The 17,592-nt window shown below is 72.0% G+C and carries 22 protein-coding genes; 7 read left to right on the forward strand and 15 right to left on the reverse strand.

Features of this window, described 5'->3' with window-relative positions:
* Positions 1-52 precede the first annotated feature (52 nt).
* Complete coding sequence (locus ACTFAP_RS21790) at positions 53-1,090, forward strand: saccharopine dehydrogenase family protein (RefSeq protein ID WP_500467184.1); 1,038 nt, start codon at positions 53-55, stop codon at positions 1,088-1,090.
* Positions 1,091-1,220: 130 nt separating this feature from the next.
* Here ACTFAP_RS21790 and ACTFAP_RS21795 read toward each other — a convergent pair whose 3' ends face one another.
* On the reverse strand, positions 1,221-2,072 hold the full coding sequence (locus ACTFAP_RS21795; RefSeq protein ID WP_500467185.1) for a phosphotransferase: 852 nt from the start codon (positions 2,070-2,072) through the stop codon (positions 1,221-1,223).
* 100 nt (positions 2,073-2,172) lie between these two features.
* Entirely contained in the window at positions 2,173-2,607 is a 435-nt protein-coding gene (locus tag ACTFAP_RS21800) for a VOC family protein (protein WP_500467186.1), read from the reverse strand.
* Positions 2,608-2,740: 133 nt separating this feature from the next.
* On the opposite strand from ACTFAP_RS21800, the gene ACTFAP_RS21805 reads away from it, so the two are divergent.
* Positions 2,741-3,538 (forward strand): hypothetical protein, encoded by a 798-nt coding sequence (locus tag ACTFAP_RS21805; RefSeq protein ID WP_500467187.1) that lies wholly within the window; start codon positions 2,741-2,743, stop codon positions 3,536-3,538.
* On the opposite strand, the gene ACTFAP_RS21810 is transcribed toward ACTFAP_RS21805, so the two are convergent.
* The 3 genes from ACTFAP_RS21810 to ACTFAP_RS21820 are packed head-to-tail and all read right to left on the reverse strand — an operon-like array spanning position 3,531 to position 4,797.
* Complete coding sequence (locus ACTFAP_RS21810; protein WP_500467188.1) at positions 3,531-3,704, reverse strand: DUF397 domain-containing protein; 174 nt, start codon at positions 3,702-3,704, stop codon at positions 3,531-3,533. The two genes, ACTFAP_RS21805 and ACTFAP_RS21810, sit on opposite strands and share 8 nt — an antisense overlap.
* Positions 3,705-3,723: 19 nt before the next feature.
* Positions 3,724-3,915: a DUF397 domain-containing protein gene (locus tag ACTFAP_RS21815; RefSeq protein ID WP_500467189.1), complete on the reverse strand. Its 192-nt coding sequence runs from the start codon at positions 3,913-3,915 to the stop codon at positions 3,724-3,726.
* A gap of 3 nt (positions 3,916-3,918) precedes the next feature.
* Positions 3,919-4,797 carry a helix-turn-helix domain-containing protein gene (locus ACTFAP_RS21820; protein ID WP_390123424.1) on the reverse strand — a complete coding sequence of 293 codons (879 nt, stop codon included), beginning with the start codon at positions 4,795-4,797 and terminating at the stop codon, positions 3,919-3,921.
* 328 nt (positions 4,798-5,125) lie between these two features.
* Here ACTFAP_RS21820 and ACTFAP_RS21825 point away from each other — a divergent pair, with 328 nt between their 5' ends.
* Positions 5,126-5,413, forward strand: a complete 288-nt coding sequence (locus ACTFAP_RS21825; protein ID WP_500467190.1) for an ATP-binding protein — start codon at positions 5,126-5,128, stop codon at positions 5,411-5,413.
* Positions 5,394-5,831 carry a DUF7848 domain-containing protein gene (locus ACTFAP_RS21830; protein WP_500469537.1) on the forward strand — a complete coding sequence of 146 codons (438 nt, stop codon included), beginning with the start codon at positions 5,394-5,396 and terminating at the stop codon, positions 5,829-5,831. Before ACTFAP_RS21825 ends, ACTFAP_RS21830 begins: the two co-directional genes overlap by 20 nt.
* 236 nt (positions 5,832-6,067) lie before the next feature.
* On the opposite strand, the gene ACTFAP_RS21835 is transcribed toward ACTFAP_RS21830, so the two are convergent.
* From ACTFAP_RS21835 to ACTFAP_RS21855, 5 genes are all read right to left on the reverse strand, one after another.
* The gene (locus ACTFAP_RS21835) at positions 6,068-6,973 is read right to left on the reverse strand and encodes a class I SAM-dependent methyltransferase (RefSeq protein WP_500467191.1); all 906 of its coding nucleotides are present in this window, start codon (positions 6,971-6,973) and stop codon (positions 6,068-6,070) included.
* A 118-nt stretch (positions 6,974-7,091) separates the two neighbouring features.
* A complete protein-coding gene (locus ACTFAP_RS21840; protein ID WP_500467192.1) occupies positions 7,092-8,198 on the reverse strand; it encodes an NAD(P)-dependent alcohol dehydrogenase in 1,107 nt (368 codons plus the stop codon).
* Positions 8,195-9,604, reverse strand: a complete 1,410-nt coding sequence (locus ACTFAP_RS21845; RefSeq protein ID WP_500467193.1) for an aldehyde dehydrogenase family protein — start codon at positions 9,602-9,604, stop codon at positions 8,195-8,197. The genes ACTFAP_RS21840 and ACTFAP_RS21845 overlap by 4 nt, the downstream gene beginning before the upstream one ends.
* An 8-nt stretch (positions 9,605-9,612) precedes the next feature.
* Positions 9,613-10,380, reverse strand: a complete 768-nt coding sequence (locus tag ACTFAP_RS21850) for a (5-formylfuran-3-yl)methyl phosphate synthase (protein WP_500467194.1) — start codon at positions 10,378-10,380, stop codon at positions 9,613-9,615.
* 228 nt (positions 10,381-10,608) lie between these two features.
* Positions 10,609-11,046, reverse strand: a complete 438-nt coding sequence (locus tag ACTFAP_RS21855; protein WP_500467195.1) for a VOC family protein — start codon at positions 11,044-11,046, stop codon at positions 10,609-10,611.
* 77 nt (positions 11,047-11,123) lie between these two features.
* Here ACTFAP_RS21855 and ACTFAP_RS21860 point away from each other — a divergent pair, with 77 nt between their 5' ends.
* The gene (locus ACTFAP_RS21860) at positions 11,124-11,753 is read left to right on the forward strand and encodes a TetR/AcrR family transcriptional regulator (RefSeq protein WP_500467196.1); all 630 of its coding nucleotides are present in this window, start codon (positions 11,124-11,126) and stop codon (positions 11,751-11,753) included.
* 6 nt (positions 11,754-11,759) lie between these two features.
* Here ACTFAP_RS21860 and ACTFAP_RS21865 read toward each other — a convergent pair whose 3' ends face one another.
* On the reverse strand, positions 11,760-12,470 hold the full coding sequence (locus ACTFAP_RS21865; RefSeq protein WP_500467197.1) for a B3/B4 domain-containing protein: 711 nt from the start codon (positions 12,468-12,470) through the stop codon (positions 11,760-11,762).
* 70 nt (positions 12,471-12,540) lie between these two features.
* Complete coding sequence (locus ACTFAP_RS21870; protein WP_495682022.1) at positions 12,541-13,380, reverse strand: EamA family transporter; 840 nt, start codon at positions 13,378-13,380, stop codon at positions 12,541-12,543.
* A 121-nt stretch (positions 13,381-13,501) separates the two neighbouring features.
* Between ACTFAP_RS21870 and ACTFAP_RS21875 the strand changes: the two genes are divergently transcribed.
* Positions 13,502-14,095, forward strand: coding sequence for a helix-turn-helix domain-containing protein (locus tag ACTFAP_RS21875; RefSeq protein ID WP_500467198.1), 594 nt, complete (start codon positions 13,502-13,504; stop codon positions 14,093-14,095).
* Between the two features lie 57 nt (positions 14,096-14,152).
* Here ACTFAP_RS21875 and ACTFAP_RS21880 read toward each other — a convergent pair whose 3' ends face one another.
* A complete protein-coding gene (locus tag ACTFAP_RS21880) occupies positions 14,153-14,473 on the reverse strand; it encodes a hypothetical protein (RefSeq protein ID WP_500467199.1) in 321 nt (106 codons plus the stop codon).
* A 276-nt stretch (positions 14,474-14,749) separates the two neighbouring features.
* Positions 14,750-15,298, reverse strand: coding sequence for a hypothetical protein (locus ACTFAP_RS21885; protein WP_500467200.1), 549 nt, complete (start codon positions 15,296-15,298; stop codon positions 14,750-14,752).
* Positions 15,299-15,926: 628 nt separating this feature from the next.
* Here ACTFAP_RS21885 and ACTFAP_RS21890 point away from each other — a divergent pair.
* A complete protein-coding gene (locus ACTFAP_RS21890; protein WP_500467201.1) occupies positions 15,927-16,811 on the forward strand; it encodes a nitroreductase/quinone reductase family protein in 885 nt (294 codons plus the stop codon).
* A 64-nt stretch (positions 16,812-16,875) separates the two neighbouring features.
* On the opposite strand, the gene ACTFAP_RS21895 is transcribed toward ACTFAP_RS21890, so the two are convergent.
* Positions 16,876-17,565, reverse strand: a complete 690-nt coding sequence (locus ACTFAP_RS21895; protein ID WP_500467202.1) for a PepSY domain-containing protein — start codon at positions 17,563-17,565, stop codon at positions 16,876-16,878.
* Positions 17,566-17,592 lie beyond the last annotated feature (27 nt).

Raw genomic sequence — 17,592 nt, forward strand, 5'->3', positions numbered from 1 at the left:
TGTCGTTCCGGACACTCACGCCGGGCGCCTGCCGGACGCCAGGCTGTTCCCCATGAGTGCACAGACGACGAACCCGCAGGTGACCGTGTTCGGCGCGTACGGTCACACCGGCCGCTTCGTGGTGGCGGAACTGCTGGAGCGGGGGTTCACCCCGGTGCTCTCCGGCCGGGACGCGGCGAAGCTGGCGGCGTCGGCCGGGTCCTCCGGCCTGGAAATCCGCCCGGCGTCCGTCGACGACCCGGCCGCCCTGGACCGCGCGCTGTCCGGCGCGGACGCCGTCATCAACTGCGCCGGCCCCTTCGCCACCACCGCCGCCCCGCTGATCGAGGCGGCCCTGCGCGCCGGCATCCCGTACGGGGACGTGGCGGCCGAGATCGAGGCCAACCACGACACGTTCACCCACTTCGCGGACCGCGCCCGCAGCGCCGGAACGGTGATCGTCCCGGCCATGGCCTTCTACGGCGGCCTCGGCGATCTCCTCGCCACCGCCGCCATGGGCGACTGGAAGACGGCCGACGAGGCGCACGTCGCGTACGGGCTGAGCAGCTGGCACCCCACGGCGGGAACCCGCGCGGCGGGCCAGGTCTCCCACGCCCGCCGCGCCGGCCGCCACGTCCGCTACCGCGACGGCGAGCTCTCGTACCACGACGAGGCGTCGCCCATTCTGACCTGGTCCTTCCCCGAGCCCATGGGGGAGCGGAGCGTGATCGGGGACTTCACCATGGCCGACGCCGTCACCATCCCCAGCCACCTGCCCATCCCCGACGTGCACGTCTACATGGCGACCGAGGCCGCCAACGACCTGGCGTCCCCCGCGACACCCGCACCCGAACCCACGGACGAACGGGGTCGCTCCGCCCAGACCTTTCTGGTAGATGTCCGCGTGCGGCGCGGCGGCGAGGAACGCCGCGCCTCGGCGAGCGGCCGGGACATCTACGCCTTCACCGCCCCGCTCGCGGTGGAGGCGGTCCACCGGATCCTCACCGGGCAGACCCGCGCGACCGGAGTGGCCTCGGCGGGGGCGGTCTTCGACGCCCGGGACTTCCTGCGGTCGCTCTCGGCGCATCTGTCCGTCGACGTGGCCCCGTAGGCCCGGTCATGGAGCGTCGCCCTGCCGGCCGGAACCGGACGCCCTCCCGGACGTGCCCGGGGTGCCCGCACAGGCTTCGCGAGGACCGTGGTCGCGCCCGGCCGCGATCCACGATCCGGGAGGCCGGCGGTCAGCGGTCGATGTCGAAGCCGCTGCTGTCCAGAGCGGCCCGCAACTGACCGAGCCACTCTCCGCCCAGGCGCCGCCCGTCGGGGAGTTGGTCGTCCCGGTCCCAGCGCCAGGTGGTGATGATCGCCAGCACGAGGATCCGGCAGGCGCGCAGCAACTCCGGGTCGGCACCCGGATAGTGCGCGCCGACCTCGTCGGGGGCGTGGGTGAGGTCGAACTCGACGGGCCCGCGGCAGCACGTCTCCCAGTCGATGAACAGCAACCCCCGCTCGGTGCCGAGCAGATTGCCCGGGTGCGGCTCGCCGTGCAGCAGTTGCTCGGCGCCGCCCCGCTCGCCGATCACGCGCGGCAGGCTGCGCAGCGTGCCGACGAGCAGGTCCCGGTCCGCGTCGGTGAGCGCGGGCGTGCGCTCGCGGTCCGCCAGGAGCCCGAGGGCGTACGCGACCCGCTCGGTGAAGTGCGGCGCCGGGACGTCGAGCGGGCGCATGCCGGTGTGCAGCCGCTGGAGCGCGTCGGCGTAGTCGGCCGGGGAAGGCTCCTGGGTGCCGACGGGTTCGTAGTAGGTCCAGAACGTGACCACGAAGCCGTCGCGCTCGTAGGCGCGCGGTTCCACGCGGGGGTCCAGGGTGGCCACGGGGCAGTCGGCGGCGGCGAGCCGCTGAGCGAGATCGATCTCGAACCGGGCGAGCTGCTGCGCGTCCGGCGCCACCCGGGCCAGTACGTCACACGGCAGCAGGCGCAGGGTGAGCTTGTTCGAGTCGTGCAGCACGATCGCGTCGTCGGCCGCCAGGCCGAGCGAGGCGGCGATCGACGTGGCCGTGGCCACCGCGCGGGTGATCTCCGATGTCTGCATCCTCGCCCGAGCCCTCTTCCGTGAGACTGATGAGCTGCCGCGTCCGACCGCGATGTACGGAACTAGGGCGCGCAGGGCGCCGTCTCGTACGCGGGACCGCTCAGTCGAGGCAGAACTCGTTGCCCTCGACGTCCTGCATCACCAGGCACGACTCGTTCTCGTCATCGGCGGGCAGCAGGTGAACGCGGGTGGCGCCGAGCGCGACCAGGCGAGCGCCTTCGGCCTCCAGCGTGGCCACGCGCTCCTCACCGACAAGCCCCGCGCCGGCCCGCACATCGACGTGCACCCGGTTCTTCACGACCTTGCTCTCCGGAACGCGCTGGAAGAACAGGCGCGGCCCCACCCCCGTGGGGTCGGAGGCGGCGAACCACGCGCCGCGCTCCTCGGGCGGCAGCGTGAGGTCGAAGTCCTCCCACGTGTCGTACCCCTCCGGAGGCGCGGGCGGAACGTATCCGAGCACCTCGCACCAGAAACGGGCGACCCGCACGGGGTCCGCGCAGTCGAAGGTGATCTGGATCTGCTTGATCGACGCCATCGGGTCATCCTAGGGGCGGGTCGGTGACGCCTCCAGGGATTATTGCCAGGGCGGATGGTCGCCCCGGGGAAGGGCGGGCCAAGGGTCCTCGGCGCCGTTCGCGAGCGGTCCGGAATCCGCTACGGTCCGACGCATGGAACGCCTGTCCGAGATCACCTTGCTGGCGCCTGCTACGCCGGACGCACACGACTTCCTTCACGCGTTGCGCTCACTGCTGGCCGAGGTGACGTACGCCGATACGGCGGCGGGCGCGGCGGACCACCGCCTGACCCTCACTCCGCCCCGGCCCGCCGGGTCTCTGCCGGTGACCGTGGTCGCGCTGGCCGATGTCCCCACCCCCCGGATCGCCTTCGACACCGGGCACTGTGTCGATGTGTGGGTGGGGGAGACCCCCGACCCCCGCGCGGCTGTGCCCCGGATCGGGATGGACGAGCTGACCCGCCGCCTCACCGGACACATCCGGCGGGTGGACCACCTGGGGGTGAGCGTTCCCGCGACCGGCGCCGCCTCCGTGGGGTGGGACGAACTGGTGGCCGCGCTCGCGTCGGCGTCCACGATGTACCGCTACCCGGAGGGGGAGGAGTGGCCGTTCGTCCTTCCCTCGACGGAGGCCGAGTTCGCCGCCGGGATCAGCGACTTCGTGATCGGCCGCGAACCCCGGTTCGAGCTGGTCCACGACCGGTGGCTCAGCCAGTCGCAGGTGCAGTTCGCGCTGTGGACCGACCTGACCCGTGCGGAGTTGGAGCGGATGTTCCCGGAGCCCGAAGGGCTCACCCTCCCGGGCCTGGGAGACATCTTCCGCACCGTCCCGGTCCGCCCCCCGTGGCCGGGTCTGGCCATCCGTTTCGACCTCAGCTACCGGATCGAGGAGGGGCCGAACGTCTGGGAGACCGGCGAGTGGCTGGTCACGGAAGGCGGCCGGATCAGCTGAGCCCGGCGAGGAAGCGGGCCCAGGCGGTGGGGGTGAGGTACAGGTTGGGGCCCGTGGGGTTCTTGGAGTCGCGTATGACCACGGTGGTCCGTATGTTCGTCGCGACTTCGACGCACTCCCCGTTCGTTGTGCTGTAGCTGGACTTGTGGAAGGCGTACTTCGTCATGGTGCGGCTTCCTCGTCTGTTACGGGCTGGGCTCCAGGCTGGAGGTGAGGAAAGCGCTCCAGGCCGCCGGTGTGAGGCGGAGGCTGGGGCCGGTGGGTTGCTTGGAGTCGCGTATCGCCACAACGTCCGGGACATTGGTGGCAACTTCGACACAGGCGCCGTGCTCGTTGCCGTTGCTGTAGCTGGACTTGCGGAACGTGTACGTCGTCATGCCCTAGATCCCCTGGCGGATGTCATTGATGAGTCGGAGCGAGTCGTGCTGGGACAGGCTCAGCCTGGAGGTGTGCTCGAAGTACCTCCGATACTTGGCGCTCTCTTCCTCATTTTCTACCCAGAGGGCGGCACTGATGGTGTCCGTGTAGATCACATCGATGGCCTCGGACTCCGCGAAGGAGAGGATCTGGTACGGGCCGGTGGCACACGGGTGGGAGCCCGCCCGGAAGGGGAGGACCTGCAAGCGGACGTGGGGAAGTTCGGCAACCTCCAGAACATGGGTCAGCTGGCGGCGCATGACCTCCGACCCTCCGACGAGTTGTCGCAAGGCGGCTTCCCACACCACCGCGTACAACTCCACGGGCCGTTCGCCGTGGATCCTCTGCTGCCGCTTCTGCCGGACCTCCACGATCGGTTCGACTTCCTCCGGGTCCTCCCACTCCCCGTGACCCACGACGAGGGCGCGGGTGTACTCGGCTGTCTGGAACAGACCGGGGACGAAGGACAGTTCCCAGGATCGGATGTTCGTGGCCGCGTCCTCCATGGCGATGTACTGGGAGAGTGGACTGCTCTCCGAGACGAATCCCCACCAACCCTTTGCCTTGCGGCGTTCGCGGTCCAGACGGGCCAGTCGTAGCAGCGCTTCGAGCGCGCCGGGGTCGTTGCCGCCGTAGAACTCGTACAGGGCTTTGATGTCAGGATCGCGGACGGGCACCCAGCCGCGTTCCATCTTGACGACCTTGCTCGGCGTCGCACTCAGGACGTCCGACGCCTCCTGCTGTTTTCGGCCGGCGGCATCGCGCAGACGCAGCAACTCCGCACCAAGCTTCCGGCCCAGGACAGTTGACGTCTGGCCGCTTGACTTCACGCGTGGACTCACGGTGACAGTCATACCTCTTTCCGTGGCTATGGGTCGACCACATTCACTCGTTCAGGAAATTATTCCTGAGTCCGATTGCACTCCTGACGGTGGCGGACCTACCGTCAGTCATTGACCGCTCACTCTCGTGGAAGGTGACCGTCCATGACTGCCGCTGCTGCCGCCTCACCCCCGACTCCCGATCCCTCCCTGGTGCTCCGTCAGGACCGCCTCGACTACACCCCTGTCCCCGGCAGTGTCCGGCTCGCCCGGCGGCGGGCCGCGCGGCTCGTGGGGGAGTGGGGGTGTCCCCGGGCTGGCCGGGGATGCCGCGCTGGTGGTCTGCGAGATGGCCAGCAACGCGCTGCTGCACGCCTGCGTTCCCGGGCGGATGTTCCGGGTGCATCTGATGCTGTTGCCCGCCGTGTTGCGGGTGGAGGTCACCGACGCGCTGGGGGAGCGGCTGCCCGTGCAGCGGCCCGTCGTGGGGGAACCGACCTGCGGACGTGGGCTGTTGCTGATCGCCGCATTGGCCGCCCGGTGGGGTGTGACCCCGCTGGTGATCGGCAAGACCGTGTGGGCCGAGTTCGACCTGAAGGAGGAAGAGGGCCGTGGGCATGTGGTTCAGCCGGCGTGACCGCCGGGCCGACGCCGCGCCGATGTCGCACCGGATGCGGTGCGATCTGTGCCGCAAGAAGTCGGAGGCGAGCGTCGAGTTCGGGCGCGTACAGGACTGGCAGCTCGACCACGCGGCCCGCAACCCGGGGCACCGGCAGTTCACCGAGATCCTGACCCGGCCGTGGCGCACCGAACGGCAGGCCGCCACCATCGGGGTGGAGATCACCACGGTGCAGGGCGACGGCTGGTACCGGACGGGGGAGTGCGCGCTGTGCGGGCACACGGGGGTGGCCGTGCACTGGATCGGTTCGGCGCGGGTGGCCGGGCGGTCCGCGCACCTCTTCGGCTGCCAGGACTGTGTGACCGCGCTCCGCGAACGGGTGTCGGGCACTGGGCGAGTCCGTGAGCCGGTCCACCACGATGCCGCTCCCCGGTGACGCCCCGGCGGAGACGGCCGGCAGAGAATAGCCGGGCAAGGGAGGGGCGGTGCCCCGTGCCTACGTACCCCGGGCGTCGCGTTCCGCCCGCCCGGCGCGCATCGGCATCGACATGCTGTCCACCGGGCGGTGCCCGTCACTCCAGTACGACGGGCGGGTCCGGATCAGCGGTCACGTCTCCCGCCGACGGCGGGCGTGCGCCGCCCGCCGCCTCCCCGGGCCCGGCCCCGCCCGCGTCATGGCCGGGGCTTGTGTGCGAACACCCAGCGGTTGCCCTCCAGCGCGTCGTTCGCCTCCGGGAGGGGGCCGCGTCCGTGCTGGTGGGTGAACTCGAACGGGGTGTGCATCCGGGCCGACCAGCCCTTGGCGCGCAGGTCGCCGGTGGAGTCGGGCCGTGGGTCCTTGTTGAAGAGCTGGAGCAGGTCGATGCCGATCTGTTCCCGCGTCGCCGTGTAGGTGGCGCTGTCGCGGTACTGCATCAGGTGCTTCTCCACCTTGGCCTCGAAGGCCAGCGCGCTGCCCCCGGTGGTGAGCTGGTCCACCGTGTCGATCAGGTACGTCTCGGCGGCGCTCGGCAGATAGAAGAGGAGCCCTTCGGCGAGCCACACGCTCGGTGCGGCCGGGTCGAAGCCGGCGCCGGTCAGCGCCGTGACCCAGTCGTCGCGCAGGTCGACCGGTACGGGGACGCGCTTCACCTTGGGGGTGGCCACCAGGTCCGCGAGCACCTGGTGCTTGAACGCCAGGACGCCCGCCCGGTCGATCTCAAAGACGACGCAGTCGGAGGGCCACGTCAACCGGTAGGCGCGGGTGTCCAACCCGGCTCCCAGCAGGACCACTTGAGTGGCGCCCGTGCCGACGGACGTGAGGAGGAAGTCATCCAGGACTCTGGTCCGCAGGCCGAAGTAGCGGGCGAACCGTCCCCACAGCGGGTTGGCGTCCCCGTCCGTGGCCTGCTCGATGCGTACCGGCCACTGCGCGCACCCCGGGGCGGCGCGCACGAAGTGTTCCGCGTAGCTGTCTTGGGCCAGGCTGTCGTGGCGGTGGGTCTCGATCGCCCGTGCGGCGGCGACCAGGAGCGCGGTGAGACCGACGCCTCCGTCCACGCCTTCCACATCGGTGTGCTGTGTCGCCGTGTCGGACATCGTTCCTCCAAGAACGGGAGCGGGAAAGGGGACATGCGGTATCGGGGAGTCAGTGAAGGGGAGTGGCGAGGGTGCCGGTGGCCGGCAGCGGTAGGCCGGCGCCGCCCGCCGGCCCCGCTCAATGGCGTGCTCTCTCCGGGAGCAGGACGGGTTTGACGACGCGGCCCGCCTCGCAGTCCCGTTCGGCCTCGTTGACGGCGGCCAGCGGGTACGTGCGGATCAGCGCGTCGAAGGGGAAGCGCCCGTCCCGCCACAGTCCGGTCAGCAGCGGGATCAGCAGTCCGGGGACGGCGTCGCCCTCGCAGATGTGGCGGATGGAACGGCCCCGGTCCAGCGTCCCCGGTTCGAGCGCGAGCGGGGTGTGCAGCCGTGCCACCAGGCCGAGGACGCCGGTGGGGCGCAGCGCCCGCAGCGCGTCGTTGATGAGCGGCGGCGAGGCCGTGGTGTCCAGCGCGTAGCGGGTGCCGCCGTCGGTCAGTCGCCGGATTCGTTCGGGTAGTCCGGACGTGGTGGCGGGCAGCGGGACCGCGCCGAACCGTTCGGCCAGGGCCAGCCGCCCGGGGTGCCGGTCGATGGCCACGGTCCGTACGCCCGCGGCGGTGGCCGCCATCACCGCGGCCAGGCCGACCGCTCCCGCGCCGATCACGGTGAGGGTGTCGCCGGGTCCTGCGCGGAAGGTGTTCAGTACGGCTCCGGCGCCGGTGAGGAAGCCGCAGCCGAGCGGTCCGAGCAGTTCGAGCGGCAGCGCGGGGTCGACCCGGACGGCGTTGCGGGCCGGGACCAGCGCGTACTCGGCGAAGGAGGACTGGCCGAACCACCGGGGGGCCAGGGCTCCCCCGGCCGCGTCGGTCAGCCGGGGCAGCTCCTCCTTCCGCCCGCCGAAGAGGTTGAGGGAGGCGAAGGACTCGCAGTAGGCGGGGGCCGCGCCCCGGCAGTTGGGGCAGTGGCCGCACGAGTCGAAGCTGAGCACGACGTGGTCGCCGACGCCGATCCCGTTGTCCGGACCCCCGCCGGTCCGCACCACGACGCCCGCGCCTTCGTGGCCCAGTACGGCGGGCAGGGGGCTGCGGCCGGCCGACCGCCGGACCGCGAGGTCGGTCCGGCACATTCCGGCGCCCGCGATCTCCACCAGGATCTCGCCGGCGGCGGGCTCCGCGCCCAGCGCCACCTCCTCGACCGTGAACGGGCCCTCGTTCGCGCGCAGTACGGCTGCCCGGAACCTCACCGCCCCGCCTCCGGCGCGCGGTGGACGACGAACGGCCGCAGGTTCCCGTACAGCCCCCACGCGCCGCCCGCGACGCCGACGCCGCTGTTCTTGATGCCGGCGAAGGGTTGGGCGAGGGAGAGTTCGGCGTGGTGGTTGATCCAGGCCGTGCCGCATTCGAGCCGTTCGGCGACCGCCTCGGCCCGCTCCGGGTCGGTGCCCCACACGGAGCCGCCCAGGCCGAAGCCGGTGCCGTTGGCGGCGTCGATGGCCTCGTCCAGGGTCCGGTACGGCAGCACCGGCAGGACAGGACCGAACTGTTCTTCCGTCACCACCGGGCTGCTGGCGGGGACATCGGTGAGGATCGTGGGGGCGAAGAAGTAGCCCGGCCGTTCCAGCCGGTGGCCGCCGGCCGCCGCGCGGGCACCGACCGCCAGGGCGTGCCGCACGACCGCCTCCACCCGGGCCAGTTGGGGGGCGTTGTTGACCGGCCCCAGCCGGGTGCCGGGGTCGAGTCCCGGCCCGACGGCGACGGTTCTCGCGCGCTGGGCGAGCGCTTCGACGACCTCGGCGTGCAGCCGGGCCGGGACGTAGACGCGTTTGACCGCCATGCAGACCTGCCCGCAGTTGCGGAACGCGGCCCAGAACAGCCGGTCGGCGATCCGCTCCACCTGCACGTCGTCCAGCAGAACGGCCGCGTCGTTCCCGCCCAGTTCGAGGGTGACCCGGGCGAGGGAGGCCGCCGCCGCTTCCGCGACGGCCCGCCCGGTGGGCACCGAGCCGGTGAAGGTGACGTGCCGGATGCCCGGGTGGGCGACGAGGCGGGCACCGAGCGGTTCGCGGCCGGTGACGACGGTCAGCACGTCCTCGGGGAGCACGGCGGACAGCAGGGAGCCGAGCAGCCGGGTGGAGAGCGGGGTGAACGGGGACGGTTTGAGGACCACGGTGTTGCCCGCCGCGAGCGCGGGCGCGAACTTCGCCGCCGCGAGCTGGAGCGGGAAGTTCCACGGCACGATCGCGGCGACGGGTCCGAGGGAGCGCCAGCGGATCTCGCTGGGCACGGGCCGGTCGTCGCTGATGAGCCGGGTCCGGGGGGCCAGGTCCGCGAAGTGCCGCAGGCGGGCCACCGTACGGTCGACCTCCGCGTACGACTCGGCCAGGGGTTTGCCCTGTTCCCGGGTGAGCAGCGGGGCGAGGTCCTCGCGGGCCGTGTGTACGGCGTCGGCCGCCGCCCGCAGCGCGGCGGTACGGGCGGCGGGGTCGGCGCGCCAGCCGTACCAGGCCCGGTGGGCCCGGCCGACGACGGCGTCCAGCTCGTCCGGCGGCTGGTCGGGTGCCTCGTCGAAGGGCTCCCCGGTGGCCGGGTCGAGCACGGCGAACGGTGCCGCCCGGCTCCCGGTGGGGCGGGCGGCCTCGGAGATCGTCATGCCGGTGGTCAGCCCACCGCCGGGGCAGTGGCCGGGGCGGTGGCGGCGTGCTCCTGGGCGTGCCGGTCCATCTCGGCCCGGAAGGCGGCCACCAGGTGCGGCTGGATCCGTCCGGCGTTGCGGTCGCCGCCCTCGCAGACCGCGCCGCGTACGCCCACGATGTCCGTGCCGATGCGGGTCAGCGGGCCGAGGTCGGCCGCCTTGACACTGCCCGCGAGGGCGGCGAGCCGCCCGGAGGCGTGCGCGAGGCGCACGAACTCGGCGCACACGTCCTCCGGCACGTGGTCGAACAGCCGTGTCCCGTCCTTGATGGCGGTGTCCAGCATGGCCGCGTCGGCGCCGGAGCGGGCGGCGATGTCGGGTACGGCGAGCGGGTTGACGCAGCCGATGCGGTGGGCGTCGGCGTAGCCCGAGGCGACGACGAGCGCGTCCGGGTTGTGGTCCTTGACCGCCCGGACGACGGCGCGCATGACGTCGATGCCCTGCTCGGGCGTCGTACAGCCGTAGAGGCCGACCTTGATGTACGTGGCGCCGGAGACGACCGCGCCGAGGGCGGCCTGCGCCACCGTGCCGGGCTTGTACGGAACGTCGCCCACCGTGGCGGACACCGGCTTGTGCGCGGGGACCGCGTCGCGGATCTCCCTGATGACCCAGGGGAAGTTGGCGCCGAGCGAGCCCTCGTCGGGCTTCTTGACGTCGACGATGTCGAGGTGCTCCGCCGCCTTCGCGCAGTCGAGGGCTTCCTCGACGCCGTCCGGGGAGATGAGAAGCAACACCGTGGGCTCCTTCCGCCGCACGTCCGCCCGGCCCGTGGCCGGGGGTGCGGATCACCTGATTGATCTACGGGTGTGCTCATCATTGAGGCCGTTTCTGGGCGCCGGTAGAGCGTGCGGAGTCCCCCCGGGGCGCACGTGACGACGCGTCGTGCGCGGCGTGCGCCGGGCGCGAAAGGCCCGGCCCATGACTCCGTCGAGGTCCGGACCGGGCCTGTCGCCACTCCCGGATCAGGCGTACTGCGCCGCGAACTCCGCCGTGGGGGCGATGGGCGTGATGACGTCGATCAGGACCCCGTTGGGGTCCGGCACGATGAAGTGCCGCTGTCCGAAGTCCTCGTCGCGCAGCGGCAGCGCGGGCGTGAGCCCTTCGCGGGTGACGAGCCGTTCCCACTCCGCGTCGACGTCCGTGACCTCGAAGTTGAGCAGGAGCCCCCGGACCGGGGCGCGGTAGCCCTCGGGCAGCGTCGGGTGGGTGTGGTCCAGGAGCGCCAGTTCGTATCCGGGGGCTGCCGGTTCCCCGTCGACCGCGGCGGCCCCGGGTCGGCGCAGGCTGATGTACCAGTCGGCCTCGAAGGTGATCTCGAAGCCGAGCAGCCGGGTGTAGAAGTCGCGGGATGCGGCGATCCGTGCGGTGCCGATCACGGGATAGAAGCTGGTCAGGTTCATGGTGCGGCCCTTTCGCGTACCATCGGTATGCGAACAAGGTATTTCGCATACCGTCGGTACGTCAAATGGGGAGTGCGATGGCGCAGCAGGGGATCCGGGCCCAGCAGCGGGAACAGACCAGGGCGACGCTGGTCCGGGAGAGCCGGACGCTGTTCGCCACCCTCGGCTACACCGGTGTCGGGCTGGCCGAGATCGTGCGGACCGCCGGGGTGACCAAGGGCGCGCTCTACCACCACTTCTCCGGCAAGGAGGACCTCTTCCGGGTCGTCCTGGAAGAGGTGCAGCGGGAGGTCGGGGAGCGGGTGGCGACGGCGGCCGACGAGTACGGGGATCCCTGGGACCAGCTGACCGCCGGCTGCCGGGAGTTCCTGACCGCGTCCACCGCCCCGGACGTGCGGCGGATCATGCTCGTGGACGGGCCCGCCGTACTCGGCTGGAGCGCGTGGCGGGCGATGGACGCGGCGGCCTCCGCCCGGCACCTGGGCGAGGCCCTCACCACCCTGATCGAGGCCGGGGTCATCCCGGCCCAGCCCGTCGCGCCGCTCGTCCACCTGCTGTCGGGTGCCATGAACGAGGCGGCCCTGTGGCTCTCCTCGCCCGCCGCCCGGCCCGCCGACCTCCCTGCCGCCCAGGCCGCGCTCGACCGGCTGCTCCAGGGGTTGCGGGTGCCGCAGAGCGCGGCGGGGGACGGCCCGGCGGGGGAGTAGCGGCGGTCAGGCGGTGGTGGCCCGGGGGTCCGCCGGGCTGATCCAGTGCGTCGCGGTGGCGTCGGCGTGCGGGGCGAGCAGTGCGCGCAGTTCCACCGCCGCCTGTTCGACGAGGGTGCCGTCACGGTCGGCGTGCAGCGTTTCCAGCAGGAAGGCGACGTGCGTGGAGTCCTCGGTGACGCGGGTGCGGTGGGCGTCGCGGTGGTTCCAGTGGCGGGTGAGGACCCCGGCCGCGTCGGCGTAGATGACCTCGCCCGCCTTGGGGGTCTCGGTGGTGTCCGGTTCGCCGAGCGGGGTGAAGCCCTCGGTGCCCTCCGCGTACCGGATGGCGATGTCGCCGCTGACGTGGTGCAGGTCGAAGGCCCCGGCGGGCAGGCCGTGCCGTACGGAGACGGCGTTGTAGGAGTCGACGGCCGGGTTGATGCGCGGCAGCGCGCCCTTCTTGGCCAGGCGGCGGCCGAGCGCGTCCACGCTGGGGCGGACCCGGCGCGGGTTGGTGCCGAAGGCGCGGTAGGCGGTGTGCCACGCCTCGACGCGCGGGTCGGTGTCATCCGCCGGGTGCCAGGTGCCGTCGGCGAGTTGCCGCTCCAGTTCCGCGACGGCGGTCGTGGTGCCGGGCCAGGGTTCCCGGCCGCGCAGCCCGGTGGCGGTGACCACGGCGATGAGGGTGCCGGGGAAGGCCGCCGCGACGGCGGGGGAGAGGTGGAAGGCGGTCATGGGGCGGAGCTCCGTTCGGTCGGGGATGACGGGTGCGGGCGCGCGGCGGGACCGGCGACCGGCGCCCGCCTCAGGGGGTGAGGGCGAGCAGGCTGACGGCGACGGCGGCGGTGCCCAGTCCGGCGAGCTGGCCGCGGTGGACGCGTTCGGCGAGCACGCCGCGCGCCAGCAGGACCGTGGCCGCCGGGTAGAGAGCGGTGAGCACGGCGACGACGGCGAGGTCGCCGCTGCGGGCGGCGAGCAGGAACAACAGGTTCGCGACCGAGTCCAGCGCTCCCGCCGCCGCCGACAACGCGACGGCGGGGCGTTCCGGGCCGAGCCTGCGGTACAGCAGTCCGGCCGCGGTGAGGGTGACGGCGGAGGAGACGGCGCGGCCGATGATCAGCGGGGCCACGCCGCTGTCGGCGGGCGCGCGGTGCAGAAAGATCAGCTGGAGTGCGATGGCGGCGCCCGCGCCGAGAGCCAGCAACAGCGCGGTACGGGAGGCGCGTGCCGTACGGGCTCCCGCGCCGGCGCTGACGAGCACCACCGCCACCAGGGCGAGCGGCAGCCCCACCAGCCCGGCCGTTCCCAGCCGTTCGCCCTGCGCCAGGCCCACGCCCACCGGCAGCGCGGCGGAGACCAGCGCGGTGACGGGGGACAGTACGTTCATCGGGCCGATGGCCAGGGTGCGGTAGAGCAGGGTGAAGGCGGCGGCCGAGGCGAGCCCGGAGGCGGCACCCCAGCCCAGGGCACCGGCGCTGAACGACGCGCCGAGCACCGGCCACAGCAGGAGTTCGACGGCGAGGGAGGCGGGAGCGGCGATCATCACGGTGCGCAGCACATGGGCCCTGCGGGCGCCGAGGCCGCCGAGGAAATCGGCGCAGCCGTAGGCCAGCGAACTGCCCAGGGCCAGCAGCAGCGCGAACACGGCACCCCTCCCTCTCTCCAGTGAAACGACTGCACCGTACAACGGAACGACCGGTCCAGCCAAACGACCGAATGGTACATTCCAGTGGACCACTGGCGGGCGCGGCGAGAACGGGTGAGCGATGACCGAGACCGATGCGGCCCTGCGGACCCTCGCACGCAACGTCAGAACGGCCCGCACCCGCGCCGGACTCTCCCTGGACGAACTCGGGCGCCGCGCACAGGTGAGCAAAGGCGCCCTGGTGGGCCTGGAGAAGGCCCAGGGCAACCCGAACTTCGCCACCCTCGTCCGGCTCGCCGACACCCTGGGCGTCTCGGTCTCCGCCCTGCTGGAAGGACCGGCCGAGGGCCGCGTCCGCGTTGTCGCCGCCGATGCCGTCGCCCCGCTGTGGACGGGGGAGGCGGGCGGCGAGGCGCGGCTCATGCTGACGACCTCGGGGCCGGCGCCGGTCGAGGTCTGGCGCTGGCGCCTGGAGCCGGGCGAGGAGTACCCGAGTCACCCGCACCAGGGCGGGGTGGTGGAGACCGTCAGCGTCACCTCGGGCCGGATGACGTTGATCGTCGACGGCACCGAACACGCCGTGGCGGCCGGGCAGACCGCCACCTTCGACGCCGACACCCCGCACACCTACCGGGGCGCGGGCACCACGACCTGCCACCTGATCATGACGGTCCACCTCCCACCCGGCCCGGGCGCCTCAACCCTCATGACGTAGGACCGGCGTTCCCGGTGGCTCCCGAGGGGAGCGGAGAAACACGCGGCCGCTCCCGGTTCACTCGCCGGTGAGGCATGTACGAAGGCGTTCACTCAGCACGACATCATGGGGCAGCCGCTCCAACTCGTGCGCTTCCACGTCCACACCCCGCCGTCTGAGGCTCTCGGCCAGCCAGCTCCAGTGGTCGTCCGCCATCTGCCTCTGCGTCCTGCCCTCGAACGGCTCGTCCGGTCCGACCACCACCCGGGCCGTGCTCTCGACCTCCCCGGCCGAGACCCTCGCCCGCATTCCCGGCGCGCCGGAGAAGCTCCAGCCGCGATCGTCCAGCAGCACCAGGCTGCGGCCGTCCTCCAGCACAGCCTCAAGCCGCGCCGACACCGACATCATTCGATCGGTCGTCGCGCCCTCATCCACATCAGCGTGAGTGACCAAACGCGTCACTACCGTCACGTCGCTGCCTCTCCGTTCACCAACACCACGTCTGGAGTCCGGCCTTGAAAACAAGCACACCAGCCGGACCACGGAACAGCCGACCTGCCCAACCGCCTTGACGCACCGGAAGTCCTGCGCAGGCGGCGCCGTTCGCGAAGGACCGCTTCCCGGGCGACGTGGGTTCAGCTACGTCTCCGGCAGAGTCCGAACCCGGACGGCGCGTCAGTCATCGCCTTCGCACTGCTTCCTGACACCGAACCGGTTCATCGTTTCCACGCGATAGGAATCGCCCTTGTACTCGTACGAGACGACGACGCCCTCCATGGAGGCCGCGCCGTCGGCCTTCAGCCCCATGAGGAGATTGACCGACTCGCGGCCCTCGACCGTCGCCTCCCCCACAGCCTCCCGCAGTTCCCAGTAGGCGCCACCGTCGGAATGATCCGTGTACTCGCGCGGGGGATACCCCTCGTCGAGACCGATCAACGCGCGTGGAGGCGCGTCCGAGGGGGGCGGCAGGAACACCGCTTCCACGAGTTCGATGTTCTCGGCGTCGATCAGTTCCACCCCGGTGACCGTCACCGGGCTGTCCGACTCATTGGTCAGCCAGTCGGATCCGAAGGTGAAGACCGATTCCCCGTCCCCCGGCCCACACGCAGAACCGGCTTCGTCCCCGGCCGACAGCGGCCCACGGTGACCGGAGCCGGACGAGCAGCCGCCTGTGGTGACCATGATGACCGCCGCCAGTACGGCCACGGAACGGTGTGATGTCACCGGGACATCGCTCCCTTCGGTGCTGCGCCTCGTGGTGAGCCCTGACCTGGAGCGCTACGCCGACGAGCTGACCGGTGCCCCAAGCCGCGGGCTCATTCTTCCCGATGCCGCCGGGCACGGGGCGAGACCGGTGATCCACGACGATCGGTATGTGGTGGCACACCGGAACTGCCCGATCGTTCATGGGAGTCATCAGCAGGTGAAAGGGCGTCGTATCGCCGTAGGCGAGCAGCTTCCCCCACAGCGGTGGACCGGCGGATCCTTCATGACAGCGATCGTCGTCCCCCGTTCGGCACGGAGCCCCTGAGCGGGCGGGATCCGTCTTGACAGCGGCGCGAGGGGCCCTGTTGCATGGCCGACGTGCCACGTGGCGCCGGCCGGAGAGCAGTGGGCAGGCCGGCAGCCGGGCGAGCACCGTAGTCGAAGGGCTTCCGCCATGAGTACTCACTCCGCGCCCCGGGTCATCTGAGCGTCCTGAGCGGCTGATTCAGCCCCGCTCCCACGCGCAGTTCTCTTCGCGTCATCGTCGCGCGCTCCGACGCGCCCTCTTTCGTCACTTTCACCGTGCCGCCCGCTCTGCCGTGGGCGGTTCACGGACGCATGCGTATTCCCGGGAGACACCACACCCATGTCCTTCAACCAATCCGTGATCGACGAGTTCCGTGCCCACGGCGGCAAGGTCGGCGGGCCCTTCGAGGGCGGCGATCTGCTGCTGTTGACCACCACCGGCGCCAGGTCAGGGCAGGAGCACACCACTCCGCTCGGCTACGTACGGCACGGCGGCGATCTGCTGGTCGTCGGCTCCGCCGCCGGGGCCGACCGGCATCCCGCCTGGTACCACAACCTCCTCGCCCACCCCATGGTCCGGGTGGAGGTCGGCACGGACGACTACTACGCCATCGCGGTACCCGCCGAGGGCGAGCGGCGTGACCGGCTCTTCGCCGAGGTGGTCCGGGCGGCCCCCGGCTACGCCGACTACCAGCGGCAGACCTCCCGCACGCTCCCGGTCGTCGTGCTGCGGCGCAGTGGCCCGGAGGAGGGGGAGGGTCCGGCCGAGGTGGCGAATCTCGCCGACAAGCTGCTGGAGATCCACACCTGGCTGCGGGCTCAGCTGCGCGCGGTACGGACCGAGGCCGAGGCGTACTTCGCCGGCCGGGCCGAGCATCCCGTCCCCGGCCTGGGGATGCAGATCCGGCAGCACTGTCTGGCCTTCTGCGAGTCGCTGGAGTTCCACCACATGAGCGAGGAACACGGTGCCTTCCCGGCGCTGGAGCGCAGCCACCCCGAACTGAGCGAGACCCTGGACCGGCTGCGGGCCGAGCATGTGACCGTCGCCCGGATCCAGTCGGAGCTGCTGGCACTGCTGAACGGGATCGGCGACGCCGACCCCGCCGGGTTCCGGGCGGCGCTGGAGCGGATGACGGACGAGCTGACCGCGCATCTTGACCACGAGGAGTCCACGTTGCTGCCCGCGCTGGCGGTGGTGCCGTTCCCGCCGGTCGCCGCCGGATAGCGCGGGAGGAGCGGCGGGGTGCGGTGCACCGCACCCCGCCGCTCCGGTTCCGGGTTCCGGGGGATCAGTCGTCGTCCTGGTCCTTCTCGTACTGCGTGACCTCGCCCGTCGCGACGGAGATCTTCACCTCGTGCTCGAAGCCGTCGCCGCGCAGCTCGACCTCCCAGTGCCGGCCGTCGTCGTCCAGGTCCACCTCGTTGAAGTGGGCGCCGGTGTGCTCCTCGGCGATGAGGATGGCCTCGACGATGTCGATGCCCGCGTCCGGGATCACCTGCTGGTCGTCGTCATCGTCATCGTCGTCCAGCTTGGCCCGCAGCACCTGGGTGGCGTCCTCGCTGATCTCGACGTCGTACCAGCGGCCGTCGTCGCCGAAGATGTCCACCTCCCACACCACCGTGCCGTCGTCGCGCCGGTCGCGGTCCAGGTCGGTGACGAAGCCGGGCACCTCGGTCAGCGCCAGCGCGGTCACCTGGGTGTACGCGGTGGACGGGGCGGCGGGGGCGTCCGCCTCCGTACGGTCGTCGTCGCGGTCGTCGCGGTCGTCGCGGTCGTCGCCGTCCCGGTCGTCCCGGTCGTCGCCGTCGTCGCCCCGCACCGCCACCTGCGACTCGCTCTGCCCCGCCGGGGTGAGGGCGGCGGCCTGCGTACCCTGGTCCTTCTCCGAGGAGCCGGAGGCCAGGGCGACCCCGCCGATCGTGCCGCCCGCGATGACGGCCCCGGCGGCGGCCACGGCGATGATGGTGTTGCGCTTCATGAGGTTCTCCCCGATCAAGTGACTTAA

The sequence above is a fragment of the Streptomyces sp. PH9007 genome (assembly GCF_059813725.1).